This window comes from Streptomyces sp. DS1-CR2, assembly GCF_055760475.1.
Map to the genome: position 1 here is coordinate 114,592 of NZ_CM147085.1, position 13,981 is coordinate 128,572.

Below are 13,981 nucleotides of genomic sequence, written 5' to 3' on the forward strand. Positions count from 1 at the left end.
ATTTCGTACGTCATGGACACCACGACGCCTGCGCCGCCGCCGATCGCTCCGCCACGTCAGGCTGACCTGCCGATCTCCGCGGGCGCCAAGAAGTCGTCCAGAGCCCCGCGCAAGCTGATCCAGGCCTTGGTCTGGACGCTGGCCGCTCTGGTCGGTGCCCTGGTGGCGATCTCTCAGGTGAACCGCGCCGGTGACCGGGTCGAGGTCCTGGCCGTGGCGCACGATGTGCAGGCCGGGCAGGTCGTGAAGGCCTCGGACGTGACGACCGCCCAGGTTGCTGAGGATCCCGCGCTCTCCCCGGTGCCGGCCGCCGACCGGAGCCGGATCGTGGGACAGCGGGCCGCGGTCGACCTGCGCCAGGGCTCGCTGCTGACCGCCTCCTCCGTGCAGGCCGGCGGCGGCCTCGGCGATGACCTGCAGGTGGTCGGCGTCGAGGTGAAGAAGGGCACCGCGCCGAGGGACGAACTGCGCCCCGGCGACAAGGTGCTGGCCGTGGTGCTACCCGAGCAGGGTGCCCAGTCCACGACCGGCACGGGAGCCGCGAAGAACGGCGCGGAGCCAGAGCCGGAGATCATCGAGGCGACGGTGAAGTCGGTGGGCCGTACGGACGCGACCGGATCGCTGGTGGTGAATCTCGCGGTGCCGACCACGGACGGGCCGCAGCTGGCGGAGAAGGCCGCGGCCAAGCGGATCGCCCTGGTACGGCAGCCGCGCGACGGAAAGCAGTGACGGCATGGCTCTGATCGCATTGGTGTCGGCCGCCTCCGACGGTGTGAGTACGTCGGCGACCGCGCTGGCGCTGTCCAGCCGCCAGTCGGTGCTGCTGGCCGAGTTCGACATGGCGGGCAGCAAGCTGCGCCACCGGCTGCTGCGCGGCATCCACCTGGGCGGACAGGCCCTGGACGGCAATATCGGCCTGCACAAGCTGGCCGAGGCGTACTGGAGCAGCGCGGCGGCCGGGGTACAGGATCTGGCGCCGCAGGTGGATCAGCATCTGTGGCCGCTGGACGATACCGGGATGCGGCTCGTGCTGCCGGGCCTGACTGATCCGCGGCAGGCGTCCTCGCTGCAGGAGTTGTGGCCGAGCCTGATCGACGTACTGCAGATGACCGACCACGAGCACCACTGGGACGTGATCGTGGATGGCGGGCGGCTGGCCTGGGAGAACGGGCAGCTGCACCGGCTGCTGACCCCGGCCCCGGTCCTTCACCAGGCCGACATCGTCCTGCTGGTTGTGAAGCTCGCCGATCCCGCGTCGGTGTTCCTGGCCTCGACGGCGATCGAGGCGCTGCAGGACGAGCTCGGCCAGCACGGCACCGGCGCACGGGCGTTGGGCCTGCTCACGCTGTCGTCCGGCTCGCGGCGGGAGTTCGCGCCGCACGAGGTGGAGGCCAAGTTCGAGGCCCCAATCCTCGGCTCGCTGACGTGGGACGAGCGCGCGGCCGCATATCTGTCGGCCGGCGGCGCGCCGCCGCGGAATCTGGCCCGCTCGGCGCTGCTACGCAGCGCGCGCGATGTGCTGGGTCCGCTGCGCGCGTATGCCCAGCAGCGTCGGCTGCACATGGAGATGCGGGCCCGCCAGGGCGTGAGCCCGGCAGTGCTGCATCAGGTGCGGCAGTTGGGGATGCGGCGTCGTAGGGAGGCATCGTGACGAACACGCCGGCAGGTGGGGACAAGGACGCAGCCCGGACACAGCTGGGTCGTCTGCTCTCCCAGCGCAGCACCCACCCCCAGGAGCACGTCGCGCCTGCAACACCGGATCCCAGGACGGCACAAGCCCACCCGGCCCCCACCGCGCGCCCGGTCGCGCCGGCGCCTGCCCCCGTGGCGCCCGTCGCGCCGGTGACCACCAGCTCCTCGGCGGGCGCCGGGGCGATGGGCGTGGCCGACTTCGCGCGGACCGCGTCGCTGCCCGGCACGCTGCCGGTGCCGCCGGAGGAGATCCAGAAGCTGCGGGTGCGGGTCGCCGAGGATCTGCGAGCCGTACGGGAGCGACAGCAGGCCCAGACGCTGGAGGCGGAGGAGGAGCGGGAGCTGGCGGAGCTGTTCGCCCGCCGCCAGATCGCCGCCTGGCATGCCGAGTTCACACAGAAGAATCCGCCGCTCAGCCAGGAACAACGCAGCATCCTGCACGAGGAGGTCCTCAACCTGACCTTCCGCGCCGGTGCGCTCCAGCGTCTTCTGGACCAGCCCGGTGTGCAGAACATCGACATCGACGGCGACGAAATGTATGTCGACGTCGCTGGCCAGCAGCGGCAGAAGATGGCCTCTCCGTTCGCCAGCCGTGAGCAGACGATCGCCTGGATCAACACCATGGCCGCCCAGTCCGGGCACGGCGAGCGGCAGCTGTCGTATGCGTCGCCGGCGGTGGAGTTCCGGCTGCCGGACGATTCGCGTGTGGCGGCGAATGTGCTGACCCGGAATGTGTCGGTGTCGATCCGCAAGCATGGCGGCCGCGCGTGGACGCTGGGCAACCTGCTGCAGGAGAAGACGGTCGACCAGCTGCTCGCCTCGTTCCTGTCGGCGGCGGTGCGGGCCCACATGAACATCGTCATCTGCGGCGGGATGACCGCGGGGAAGACCACGCTGATGCGCGCTATGGGCCGTGAGATCCCGGCCTCGGAGCGGCTGATCACGCTGGAGTCCTCGCTGGAACTGTTCCTCGATGACGCCGAAACCCCCTGCCACACCTTGGCGTTCGAGACGCGGCAGTCCAACGGTGAAGACGGCGCCGGCGCCATCGGCCTGTCCGATCTGATTGAGATCGCGCTGCGGTACAACGCCGACCGGATCATGGTCGGTGAGGTGCGGGGCAAGGAGTCCATGGCGATGCTGGAGGCGATGTCGGCCAGCCAGCCCGGCTCGATGTGCACGCTGCACGCCGACTACCCCAAAGACGTCATCACCCGCCTCGTGCTGCGCCTGTCGATGGCCGACCTCAGTGCGGAGACCTCGTACCGCCTCATCGAGGGCGCAGTGCATCTGATGGTGTTCGTAAAGAAGGGCGCAAAGCCCGGCGAGAAGATCGTCTCCCACGTGTGGGAGGTCGACGGGCTCAACGAGGACGGCACCCCGTCCATGACCCAGCTGTTCGCGCCGCGGCCCGGGGATGGACGGGCGGTGCCGACCGCGTTCCAGATGAGCCCGGAGCGGGCCGAGCAGATCGCCGAGGCCGGGTTCAACCCGCTGCTGCTGGCCCAGTACCCGCACGGCACCTGGGATCCGGTCGAGCACTCCGGCGAGGCCGAGAGGCGGGCATCGTGATGACCCAGTCGCAGCAGGCCTTGGTGGCCGGGCTCGGCGTAGTGGTGTTCGTGGCCTGCCTCGCCCGGGCCGTGACGGCGCTGCGCCGCCGCACCGAGCCGGAGCGCGGCCCGGTCAAACGACGTGGCGGGCCGGGGCTGCTGGACGAGCTTCCGCCGGTGTGGCAGGCCAACTACCGCTTCCTGTTCAGTGCCGCGGTCGTCGCCGGGGTGCTGGTGTGGGCGATCGCCGGACGTCCGGTGCACGGTCTGGTCGCGTTCGCCGGTGTGGCTGGCCTGCCGTTCCTGCTGTTCCCGGGCGGTTCGGCGCGTACCGAGCTGGAGCAGCTGGAGGCGTTCTCCGACTGGCTGCAGCAGCTGTCCAGCGTGATCGCTGCCGGAAAGCCGCTGGAGGTGGCGATCCCCGGTTCCCTGTCCACGGTGCCGGATCTGCTGCGTGTGCCGGTGACCCGGCTCGCGCAGCGGCTCGCGGACGGGGTGCCGCCCGCGCAGGCCTACCGGTACTTCGCCGACGACCTGGCCTCCAATACCGGCGACGAGATCGCCATGGTGTTCCAGATGCACACCCAGGCCCGCGGCCGCGGACTGGCGAACGTGATCAAGGAGATGGCGTTCAACAAGTCCGACAAGGCCAAGGCCCTGCGCAAGCTCGACTCTGACCGGGCGCGGACCCGGCGTAAGGCCCGCAACGTCACCGTGCTGACCCTCGCGGTCATCGCGCTCGGGCTGACCAGCGTCTCTTACACCGATTGGTATCGCACCGCGCCGGGCCAACTCGGTCTGATGGTGGTCGGGTTGATGGTCACGGGGTCGCTGGTGTGGATGCGTAAGACCGCCCGGAACAAGCCCGAGCCACGGCTGCTGCGTACGGCGGCCGAGCGTGCCACGGTGGGGGTGGAGCAGTCGTGATCATGTCTGTGCCTGCGATGGTGGGCGGCGCGGTGGCCGTCCTCGGCGCCGGGATGACGGTGCGGGCGCTGATGCCCGCCCGGCCCTCCGTGGATGCGCTGCTGAAGACCACCCGCTCCCCCGCCCCGCACACCGTGAGTGATGCGAGCGCGGGCCGCTTCGAGGCGCTCACTGACAAGATGGGCGACCGGCTCGTCGCCACGCCCACGGTCGCCTCGCGACTGCCGGCCACTGATCTGCGGCTGCTGGAGATGTCTCCCGCGAAGCTGCTGGGCCGGTGCGCGCGGATGGCCGTGGTGGGGATGGTGCTGCCGCAGCTGTTCATGCTGCTGCTCACCGTCGCCGGGAGGCGCCCGCCGCTGCCGGTGCCGGTGCTGCTCGCGCTCGCGGTGGGCGGGTTCTTCGCGTTCAAGTGCCTGGACGATGTGCGTGACGACGCCAAGAAGCTGCGCGAGGAGTACCGGTACACGATCGTTTCCCTGCTGGAGCGGCTCATCCTGATCCGCTCGGCGAACGCGTCGGCCGGCGAGTCGCTGCTGCGCGCCGCCTCGGTCGGCGACACGACACCCGCGCTGCAGATCCGCGAGTCCCTCGAGCACGCCAGGCTGACCGGCACCCCCTACTGGAGCGCGCTGTCCCAACTCGGCCAGGCGATCGGCGTGGAGGACCTGGCCAGGCCCGCCCGCGCCATGGCACTCGCCGGTGAGGAAAAGGCCGCCGTCACCCGCACCCTGGAAAACCAGGTCGACCTGCTCAACGCCGCCGTCCAGGGCGACCGCGAGACCCGCGCCAACCAGGCCACCGAGCAGATGGACCTGCCGGCGTTGACCGTCGGCTTGTCCCTGGTCGTCTTCTGCGCCCTGCCCGCCTTCATCAAGATCCTCAACCTGTGACCTGGCCCAAAGGAGATACGGATGTCGCTCGCTCTGTACGGCCTGTGGGTCCTGGCCGTCACGCTCGGCTTCGCCCGCACCGTGCAGTTGAACCAGCACGCGGCGGCGCGCAACCCCCGGGACACCGACCGGCTGCACCTGATCGCGATCGTCGTGGCGCTGAGCGTCATCACCCTGATCGCTCTACCCGCCCTCATCAAGATCTTGTCCGTCTAGTCGCCGTCCCTGCAGGGGAGTTCGTATGGGATCCACACGTGAGCTGCTCATCCTCTGGGCGGCGATCATCACCATCGCCACCGTCCTCACGATCGTTTTCCAGACCGTCCTGCCGTCCCCGTTCTGACCCCTTTCATCGCGGACACCGCATCCGGCGCGTCCGCTTGTCCTCACCTCCAGGAGGTTGTGATGTCCCGACGTCTCACCCGAATCCGCGCTGTGCTGCACCGCCGCTACGGCCACATGCGCGGCCGCCTCTCCGATGCCGGCTACTCGGTCACCGAGTGGGCCTACATCACCGCGGCCGGCGGCGGCATCGCCACGATCCTCTACCTCGCCATCGACGGCACCGCCCGCGCCAAGGCCATGGAGATCGCGGGCCTGTGACCAGAGTCGCCGGCAAGCGACGCCCGGTCCCGGAGTCGAGATGGTCCCGGCTTCGGGAGCGTCTCGACGACCGCGGTGACAGCGTCGTCGAGTTCGCGGTGATCTTCCCCGTCGTGCTGATCCTGGTGTTCACCGTCATCGAGGGCGCCCTGTACTTCCATGCCCGCTCGGTGGCCGCGCGGGCCGCCCAGGTCGGCGTGGACGCGGGCCGCTCCTACGACGCGAGCCCGGACGACGGGGCCGCCGCCGCCCGCGACTTCCTGGCCCGCACCGGCAACTCGGTCGAGGGCTCCAAGGTGGCGGTCGACTCTGGTGGCAACCAGATCGCGGTGACCGTCACGGGCACCGTCTCCTCCCTGGTGCCCGGTCTGGAGTTCACCGTGCGCCAGCGTGCCCAAGCCCCCGTGGAGGAATTCCGTTGAATCACCCGTGGGTTCACGCGTTCCGCGAGCGCCCCGTCGGGTGCGGCCGGCGGGCAGGCCGCCTTGCGTTCCGGCCGGTCCTGGGCTGGCGTGCCCGCTTCTCGGGTGCGGCCGCGGACCGAGGCAGTGCCGCGCTGGGTGCGGCGATCTTCACTCCGGTGTTCATCGCTCTGCTCGCCCTGGTGATCGCTGCGGGCCGGATCCAGATCGCGCAGGGTGCCGCGGACGCGGCCGCGCGGGATGCCGCGCGCACCGCGTCGCTGGCCGAGAGCCCGGACACGGCGCAGGGCGAGGCCCGCCAAGCCGCCGCCGAGTCGCTGCGCCGCTCCGGGCTGGCCTGCTCCGACATCGCGGTCGCCGTGGAGTCCGACGGGATCGACGCGCCCGTCGGGCAGGCCGCCACGGTCACCGCGACCGTGTCGTGCACCGTGCCGCTGGATGATGTGGCGCTGCCCGCACTGCCCGGCACCAAGACGCTGAAGAGCACCATGACCAGCGTTGTTGATCAGTGGAGGGCCCGATGATCAGGCCGCTCCCCGACTACGTGCATGCCCATGTCCGTCGTGTCGTTGGTGCGCTGCGCGAGCGCCGTGATGCGGGCGGCGTGGAGCTGTTCATGCCGATCATGGCGATCGCCATCTTCGTGATGCTCGGCCTGGTCGTGGACGGCACCGGCGTCCTCAACGGCAACTCCCGCGCCACCTATGCCGCTCAGGAGGCCGCCCGCGCGGCCGGCCAGCAGATCGACCCTGGCAAGGCCATCACCGGGGAGGCAATCGTCGTCGATCCCGACGCCGCCGCCGGCGCGGCCCAGGACTACCTCGACGCCGAGGGCCTTAACGGCGAGGTGGTGGTCTCCGGCGACGGCAAGACCATCACGGTGACCGTGCACGACTCCTACGACCCGCTGTTCGCCTCGCTCCTGGGCATCGACACCCTGCCAGTGTCCGGCGAAGGCAAGGCCACCCTGCTCCACCAGCCCGGAGGCTGACCCGCTTATGGCCCACCGCATCGTCCGCTGGCCCCTCGCCCTGCTGCGCCTGATCGCACGCCTGGCCGCACTCGCCGTACTCGCCGCCGGCGTACCCGCGCTCCTCCTCAAGGTCGGCACCCTGCCGCAGAGCGTGCCGTCACTGAGCGAGGCGCGTGAGGCGTTGATGGCGCCGGATGACGGGAGCCTGCTGTTCACCACGCTCACCCTCGCCGCGTGGATCGCGTGGCTGTGGCTGCTGGTGCCGCTCCTGGTCGAACTGGTCGCGGCCCTCGCGCACCGGGCCACGCCCCGGCTGCCGGGCATGGCCACCAGCCAGCGCCTGGCCGTCTTTCTGCTGGGCGGGCTGCTGCTCGCTTCTCCCGCGGCCGCGGCGACTGCCGCCACCCCCGCCGTCGCAGCGACCGCCACCCTCGACCACGCTTCCCCCGCCCCGGCCTCCGTGGATCACACCGAGCGCACGGCGACCGCGGCGACAACGGCCGCTGCCACCAAGGAGCATCACGTCGCAGGCGAGGGTGTGGTGGCGTACGACGTGGCTGAGCAGCGGCTCGGCGACGGGTTGCGCTGGCGTGACATCGCGCGCCTCAACCCCGAGTTGCATATCACCGGGCCCAGCTCCTCGCTGTCGGCGGGCACCACGCTCACACTGCCCGCCGACGCCACCCCTGCGGCCCCCTCCGCAGCGGGCGCGGGTTCCGGCCTGCAAGCTCAGCTGGCGAGCTCCTCGCGCACGGCGAGCGAGGACGCCTCGGAGCAGGATTCAGACAGCACGTACACGGTGCGGCCGGGGGACACGCTGTGGGACATCTCCGAAGAGCAGCAGGGCGATCCCACCCGCTACCCGGAGATCGTCGAGGCGAACCCGGACGTCATCAAGAACCCGAACCTGATCCATCCTGGCGATCACCTGGCTATCCCCGACCAGGCGCGGCCCTCCCAGCAGCCCGGCAAGCAGGGCTCCGACGGCCAGGAGAAGGAGCACGAGAAGCAGGGCCAGGACGACGGGGCGTCGACGGCGCCCTCCGAGTCTCCCCGGGCCAGTGACGGCGAGGCGGGCACGCCGGAACAGGAGGCCACTCCTGCCCCGTCCGCGAGTAGTTCCGCCAAGGAGGAGGGGAGCAGCTCCCCGGCCACGAAGGCACCGAGCGAGGACCCGGGCGTCGGTGTGCCCTCCCAGGCCGCGCCGACCGCGGAGCCCTCCGGGGCCGGCACCGAGGAGCCCTCCGCACCCGGCACCTCGGCACCTGCTGGGGCTGCGCCGTCGGCTGACGATCGCCACAGCAGCGCCCAAGACGCCTCGCCGGACGAGGAGTCCGGCCTGACCGTCACGACGATGGCGTTGGGCGCGTCCGCGTTCGTCGCCGCCGGAGTGCTCTTGATGCTGCGGCGCAGGCGGACGGTGCAGCAGCGTCGCCGGCGGGCCGGGCGCCGGATCTCGATGCCGGAGGGACGTGCCGCCGCGACCGAGCGTGCCCTGCGCTGCGTCGATGCCATCGAGGAGGTCGACTTCCTGGATGCGGCCCTGCGCACGCTCGCCCACCACTGCGCCGAGGCGGGGCGTCCGCTGCCCGCTCTCGCCGCCGTCCAGCTGGGCACCGAGGGCGTGCTGCTCCACCTCGCCGACACCGATGATGCCGACGAACTCCCCGCTCCCCTGCCACCGTTCACCGCCGTCGACGACAGCCCGCAGCTTTGGTGGTGCGCCACCGACACCGGGGACCTCGCAGACGCCGAACTCCTCGGCCGGATGGACGCCCCTTATCCGGCACTGGTCGCGCTCGGCGACGACACCCGCGAGGCGCTGCTACTGGTCGACCTGGAACGCTTCGGGGCCGTGCACCTCACCGGCGCCACACGGCTTCAGGTGCTGCGCGCCCTGGGTACATCGCTCGCGGTGTCCCCGCTCAGCTCGGACCTGGAGATCGCTGTCGCGGGCGAGGACAGCGCCCCGGGCCTGTCCCTCATCGACTCGCGCGTGACCCCGTACACGACGCTCGCCGACGCGGCCGACGTCGTCCGCACCCACCACGGCCGCCAGCACACGGCACTGTCCGGCAGCAACAGTACGGACCTGGGAGCCGCGCGGGCCGCGGACACGGTGGACGAGCTGTGGCCGATGGTCGTCCTTGCCGACCTCGACAGCTGCCCCGACCCCGAGGCCGCCGAAGAGCTCGCCGAGATCCTGCAGCAGGAACCGCGTACCGCGACCGCCATCATCACCAGCGGGCACATGCCCGCCGAGGCCGACGCGGTGTGGGTCCTGGACACCGACGACGAAGTCCATCCCGTGCCCGGTACCGGGCTGCACTGCCGCCTGATCGCCTTCTCGGACGAGGAATACGCCGACGTCGTCGAGAGCGCGCTGACGTCGAACTCGGAGACCGACCTCGCCCCCGACGAACCGCCTGCGACCTCCGTCCCGCTGGCGAAGGACACCGAGGCGCCCGCCGCCGCTGCAGCTCCGGCTACCGCCGAGTCGGTACCCGCCGCGCGGGAGTCGGACAGCCTGTTCGCCCGCCTGGCCGACCTCGACGACGACTCCCCAGCCCATCACCTCGAGGGCGCGCCCGCACCGGCCACAGTGCACCACGAGGACGACGCGGCCACGGAGGCCCAACCTTCTGCAGAAGAGGCTGGCCCCGTCATCCCGCGGACGGACGCCACCTCCCCCAGCCGGATCGTGCTGCCTGCCACAACCGCGACCTCTCGGGTCAACGCCCGGCTGCCCGAGCCCGTCAGCCCGCCGGCCCCGGTGCCCCAGGAGCCGGTGCCCACCAGTGCGGCCGACAGCCCACAGCGGCCGGCAGGCGAGGACGCAGCCGACGGGCCCCTGGTCCGAGTGCTCGGCCCCATCGACGTCACCGGCGCCCGCGGGCACATCGAATCCAACCGGCGCACCGTCGCCACGGAACTGGTCTCCTGGCTCGCCCTGCGCACCGACGGTGCCACCCGCCACGAGCTCGACGAGGTCATCGCGCCCGGCGGAGGGCGCGTGGAGAACAACACCAGGAACGGACGTGTCCGCGAGGTACGGCGCTGGCTCGGTGACGAGTACTACCCGAAGCTCAACGAACAGCCCGACCGCAAGCACCGCCTGGTCGGCGTCGCCTGCGACTGGCACCAGTTCCAGGACCTGACCACCCAGGCCGCTCGCGCCGGCGGCGATGAAGCGCGCGCAATGCTGCGGCGCGCGCTCGACCTCGTACAGGGCCGGCCCTTCACCGGCATTCCGCCGCGCCGCTACGTCTGGGCCGAGGCCCTGACCCAGAACATGATCTCGGCAGTGGTCGACGTGGCTGACGACCTCGCCGCCCGCTGCCTGGCAGCCCGCGACCCTCGGGGCGCGCTGTGGGCGTCGGGCCGCGGCCTGGATACCGCACGCGAGCGCGAGGTCCTGTGGCGCCACCGCTTCGAGGCCCTGGCCCAACTCGGCGCACACGACGAACTGGAAGCCGCCATCCAGCAGCTGAACCAGTACCTCCTCGACGCCGACCTGCCCATGGAACGCGAGACCGAGGAGACCATCCGCCGCCTGGACGCAGTCCGCCGCTAACCCTGGATCCACACCGGCCCGGCCACCCGCTCAGGTGGCCGGGCCTTCTGCTGGACGACCACCGGCCCCTGCGAGCTCCGGGCCCTGAGCCGTCCGGAACGCCCTGCGAGCCAGCCGCGGGTGCTCTGCCGTAGCCGACACACCGTCACGCAACGCAATCGGCAGCACGGTTCCGTTCCACCTCGCACTTCCCCTGCCCTCGCTTCACCCAGGGTGCCCGCAGGTCGCTTCGCAAAGTCCAGTCACCGGCTCGAGCCGTCGCAGCGGCGCCCGTCAGCGTGGAAAATTCCACCCCGGTCGTCTCGGCCGCGGATACTGCCGTCCACGTTTTCCACCCGGCCGCTCCCCGCGTGGAACGACCCGGAGGACGTCGACGGCCAGGCCCGCTCGCCGCACGTCCAACGGTCGCAGTGAGCGGCGTCGGAACGGGAGCGGGGTATACCCCAAACAGTGACCCACGGTGGAAAATTGCAGGTCACAGCGTTCCACCCCTCTAGGAAGCGGAGGTCCACCAACGCGAAGTCGGGCAGCCGTTAGGCAACTCCAGCCGCACTGAGCGGAGCACTTACGGCAGCGGACCTGTGCCCCACAGCCATGCTGGAAGAGCTGGCCCTTGCGCATTCCACCCCGCCGACGCGCATGCTCTGCTGCAGCAACTGCCGGATTCCACCGGGTGGAACGTCAGTCGGTTTCCTCGCCCGAACCGCGCCGCCGCATCTCGCCGATGTACTTGCGCACCGTGCCCTCCGCGTAGCCGGACAGTGCGGCAAGCTCGGGAGCGAGCGCCTTCGCGGACTTCGCCTGGGACTCCGGCGGCAACTGTCGGTAGTGGAATTCCACCAGGTCGATCCCCGACGGCTTCGCTTCAGTCGGCACTGTTCCGCTCTGCTCGGGCTCGGCGAGCATCCCGGTGCCGGCGTCAGGTGCTTCGCCCGTCGGCTCGGCCGCAGGCGCTTCCTGGCTCTGCGACCGCTCCCGCTCGCTGATACGCATCTGGACTGCGACCCGCCCCGCGTCCTCGGCCCGGCTGGCATTCACCGGCGCCTGGTCCCCCACTGCCACTTCACGAACGGACTCCGCCTCCCGGTTGACGGCCATCACGTACGGGGCGAGGTATTCGGGAGCGAGCGGGCGGCCGTACTGGTCGGCAACCTCGTACTGCTCCAGCAGATACGAGGACAGCTCATCAGCATCCGGCGCGTATCCCTGGTCCATTGCGAACTGCTCTGCAGCGGATCGGTAGAAGGACGCCCACTCCTCGTCAGGCTCACCGACCGATGCATCAGTCAACGAGGCCTGCTGCTCCTGCTCCTGCGGATGCGGCACCGGCATGCGCTCGGGATGCTCCTCGTGCCAGCTCTGGTGCTCCTGTTCCAGCGCGACCACGGGCGGCTCCACGTCAGCCTCGAGGTCGCCCGGATGCTGCGTCAGGCGAGGCGCAGCGAACCAGTGGTTCGGCGCCGTCTGCGCGAGCTCCCCAGCAGCGGGCTCCACGACCGGCTGATCCAGTTGTGGCGCCTGCGGACGCGGCGGCAGCAACTGCGGCTCGACGCCCGCGGCGACGAGCCCGGCCGGAGCCGTCTCCGCCAGAGGCACCCCGTAGCGCGCGAGGCGCAGCGGCATCAGGGACTCGACGGGAGCCTTGCGGCGCCAGGCCCGGCCGAAGCGGGACCGCAGCCGCGCCTGGTAGACGAGCCGCTCCTGCTCCAGCTTGATGACGGCCTCGTAACTGCGCAGCTCCCACAGCTTCATGCGGCGCCACAGCAGAAACGTGGGCAGCGGAGAGAGCAGCCAGCGCGTGAGGCGCACGCCCTCCATGTGCTTGTCGGCCGTGATGTCCGCGATCCGGCCCACCGCGTGCCGCGCCGCCTCGACCGAGACGACGAACAGGATCGGGATGACGGCGTGCATGCCGACGCCGAGCGGGTCCGGCCACGCGGCCGCGCCGTTGAACGCGATCGTCGCGGCGGTCAGCAGCCACGCCGTCTGGCGCAGCAGCGGGAACGGGATCCGGATCCAGGTCAGCAGCAGGTCCAGGGCGAGCAGTACGCAGATACCCGCGTCGATGCCGATCGGGAACACATAGCTGAAGTTCCCGAACCCCTTCTGGAGCGCGAGTGAGCGAACGGCCGCGTACGAACCCGCGAAACCGATGCCGGCGATGACCACCGCACCGGCGACGACCACGCCGATGAGTATGCGGTGCGACCGTGTCAGCTGCGGCGCGGACGCTCCACCTTCCCGCCCTGCCGCACGCTCTCCTCGCCCCCGCACGCCCGGTACTCCCCCGCCGTCAGCTGGTCAACTCGCCCATCACACTTCACTTTTGCACACCCGGTCAGGTCACGACACATGGAATCAATAACTGTCCAACTGGACACCGGTTGATCCTGACGACAGTGGCCGCGGAATTGCACCAGACGGGGCCTTCTACGGAAATGGCGAGAGCCCCCGGACCAGGACCGTGCCCTTGGGAGGCGATGTACTCGACGTACGTGGCGGTCGTGCAGGGCTTCGTGACGCGGCCCATGGCGGCGCACCATCATTCGAACATGCCGCGCTGGGAACGGTAGTTGCTGTCAGTGTTCTTCGGCGCGGACTGTTCGTCCATGCGCCGTGCGGTGGCTTCGGAGACGTAGAAGTCGCGCTCGCTGTAGCTGGGCCGTGTCGTGGCGGGGAGTTCGCCGGGACGCAGGATCGTGTGCCGGTCGACGAGCGGCCGCGGCGGGGCCTGCGATCTCGGGGAGGTCTGGAAGGCGGTCGCCGTCGACGAGCTCCGCGTCGACAACCTCGGTTGGCTCCCCCGGGTCGTTCGCGTCGGATCCCTCTCAGACAATCAGGTACGTATACGACAAATTATACGAGGGTGATCACTGAGAGATCCCCGGCACGGCTCGCGGCATCGGAGAAGTAGAGGTGATTCAACGTCAGGGCCTGCTACTCGATGAGCCCGTTCAGCGAGTGGCCGCATGCCTTCCGCTGGTTCCCCGGAACCGGGACGACCGCACTCTGGAACAGCACCCGCAGATGGGCGACTTGCTCCGGCCTCAGCGGCGGAGCACTGGCCGCCGTGCGCCGCGCCCTCTCGACGGCCGCGGGACCGAGGCGCTACTTGGCCATACAGAAGGGCTTGGTCATGCCCGGCCAAACGCTTCTGCATCGCTGGCCGATACCGGCTGATCGGGTGCATGGGAGCTTATCGGGCTAGACAGCATGGTCTCGCTGGCTCGGCCATCGGAACGGGAGTTGTTCGATGCGTTCGATTCTTCGTCAGGAACGATCCTAAGCTCCAGGTCGCTTCCGCCTCATCGACGACGACCGAGCGACGGAAGGCCGCCAGGAAC

The 13,981-nt window shown here is 70.5% G+C and carries 13 protein-coding genes; 11 read left to right on the top strand and 2 right to left on the bottom strand.

Features of this window, described 5'->3' with window-relative positions:
- Positions 1–12 precede the first annotated feature (12 nt).
- From ACY0PA_RS00590 to ACY0PA_RS00640, 11 genes are all read left to right on the top strand, one after another.
- The gene (locus ACY0PA_RS00590) at positions 13–729 is read left to right on the top strand and encodes an SAF domain-containing protein (protein ID WP_473082815.1); all 717 of its coding nucleotides are present in this window, start codon (positions 13–15) and stop codon (positions 727–729) included.
- A gap of 4 nt (positions 730–733) precedes the next feature.
- Positions 734–1,651, top strand: a complete 918-nt coding sequence (locus tag ACY0PA_RS00595) for a hypothetical protein (RefSeq protein WP_473082816.1) — start codon at positions 734–736, stop codon at positions 1,649–1,651.
- On the top strand, positions 1,648–3,264 hold the full coding sequence (locus ACY0PA_RS00600) for a CpaF family protein (protein ID WP_473082817.1): 1,617 nt from the start codon (positions 1,648–1,650) through the stop codon (positions 3,262–3,264). Before ACY0PA_RS00595 ends, ACY0PA_RS00600 begins: the two co-directional genes overlap by 4 nt.
- Positions 3,264–4,172, top strand: a complete 909-nt coding sequence (locus tag ACY0PA_RS00605; protein ID WP_473082818.1) for a type II secretion system F family protein — start codon at positions 3,264–3,266, stop codon at positions 4,170–4,172. The genes ACY0PA_RS00600 and ACY0PA_RS00605 overlap by 1 nt, the downstream gene beginning before the upstream one ends.
- Before the next feature lie 2 nt (positions 4,173–4,174).
- The gene (locus tag ACY0PA_RS00610) at positions 4,175–5,065 is read left to right on the top strand and encodes a hypothetical protein (protein WP_473082819.1); all 891 of its coding nucleotides are present in this window, start codon (positions 4,175–4,177) and stop codon (positions 5,063–5,065) included.
- A 21-nt stretch (positions 5,066–5,086) separates the two neighbouring features.
- Positions 5,087–5,281: a hypothetical protein gene (locus ACY0PA_RS00615; RefSeq protein WP_389491604.1), complete on the top strand. Its 195-nt coding sequence runs from the start codon at positions 5,087–5,089 to the stop codon at positions 5,279–5,281.
- Positions 5,282–5,470: 189 nt separating this feature from the next.
- On the top strand, positions 5,471–5,668 hold the full coding sequence (locus tag ACY0PA_RS00620) for a hypothetical protein (RefSeq protein WP_473082820.1): 198 nt from the start codon (positions 5,471–5,473) through the stop codon (positions 5,666–5,668).
- Entirely contained in the window at positions 5,665–6,090 is a 426-nt protein-coding gene (locus ACY0PA_RS00625; RefSeq protein WP_473082821.1) for a TadE/TadG family type IV pilus assembly protein, read from the top strand. The genes ACY0PA_RS00620 and ACY0PA_RS00625 overlap by 4 nt, the downstream gene beginning before the upstream one ends.
- The gene (locus ACY0PA_RS00630) at positions 6,087–6,614 is read left to right on the top strand and encodes a TadE/TadG family type IV pilus assembly protein (protein ID WP_473082822.1); all 528 of its coding nucleotides are present in this window, start codon (positions 6,087–6,089) and stop codon (positions 6,612–6,614) included. Before ACY0PA_RS00625 ends, ACY0PA_RS00630 begins: the two co-directional genes overlap by 4 nt.
- On the top strand, positions 6,611–7,081 hold the full coding sequence (locus ACY0PA_RS00635) for a pilus assembly protein TadG-related protein (protein WP_473082823.1): 471 nt from the start codon (positions 6,611–6,613) through the stop codon (positions 7,079–7,081). The genes ACY0PA_RS00630 and ACY0PA_RS00635 overlap by 4 nt, the downstream gene beginning before the upstream one ends.
- Before the next feature lie 7 nt (positions 7,082–7,088).
- Positions 7,089–10,637, top strand: a complete 3,549-nt coding sequence (locus tag ACY0PA_RS00640) for a LysM peptidoglycan-binding domain-containing protein (RefSeq protein ID WP_473082824.1) — start codon at positions 7,089–7,091, stop codon at positions 10,635–10,637.
- Positions 10,638–11,318: 681 nt separating this feature from the next.
- Here ACY0PA_RS00640 and ACY0PA_RS00645 read toward each other — a convergent pair.
- Together ACY0PA_RS00645 and ACY0PA_RS00650 are read right to left on the bottom strand one after the other, a co-directional pair.
- Positions 11,319–12,824 carry a DUF2637 domain-containing protein gene (locus ACY0PA_RS00645; RefSeq protein ID WP_473082825.1) on the bottom strand — a complete coding sequence of 502 codons (1,506 nt, stop codon included), beginning with the start codon at positions 12,822–12,824 and terminating at the stop codon, positions 11,319–11,321.
- Between the two features lie 355 nt (positions 12,825–13,179).
- Entirely contained in the window at positions 13,180–13,425 is a 246-nt protein-coding gene (locus ACY0PA_RS00650; protein ID WP_473082826.1) for a hypothetical protein, read from the bottom strand.
- Positions 13,426–13,981: the final 556 nt, after the last annotated feature.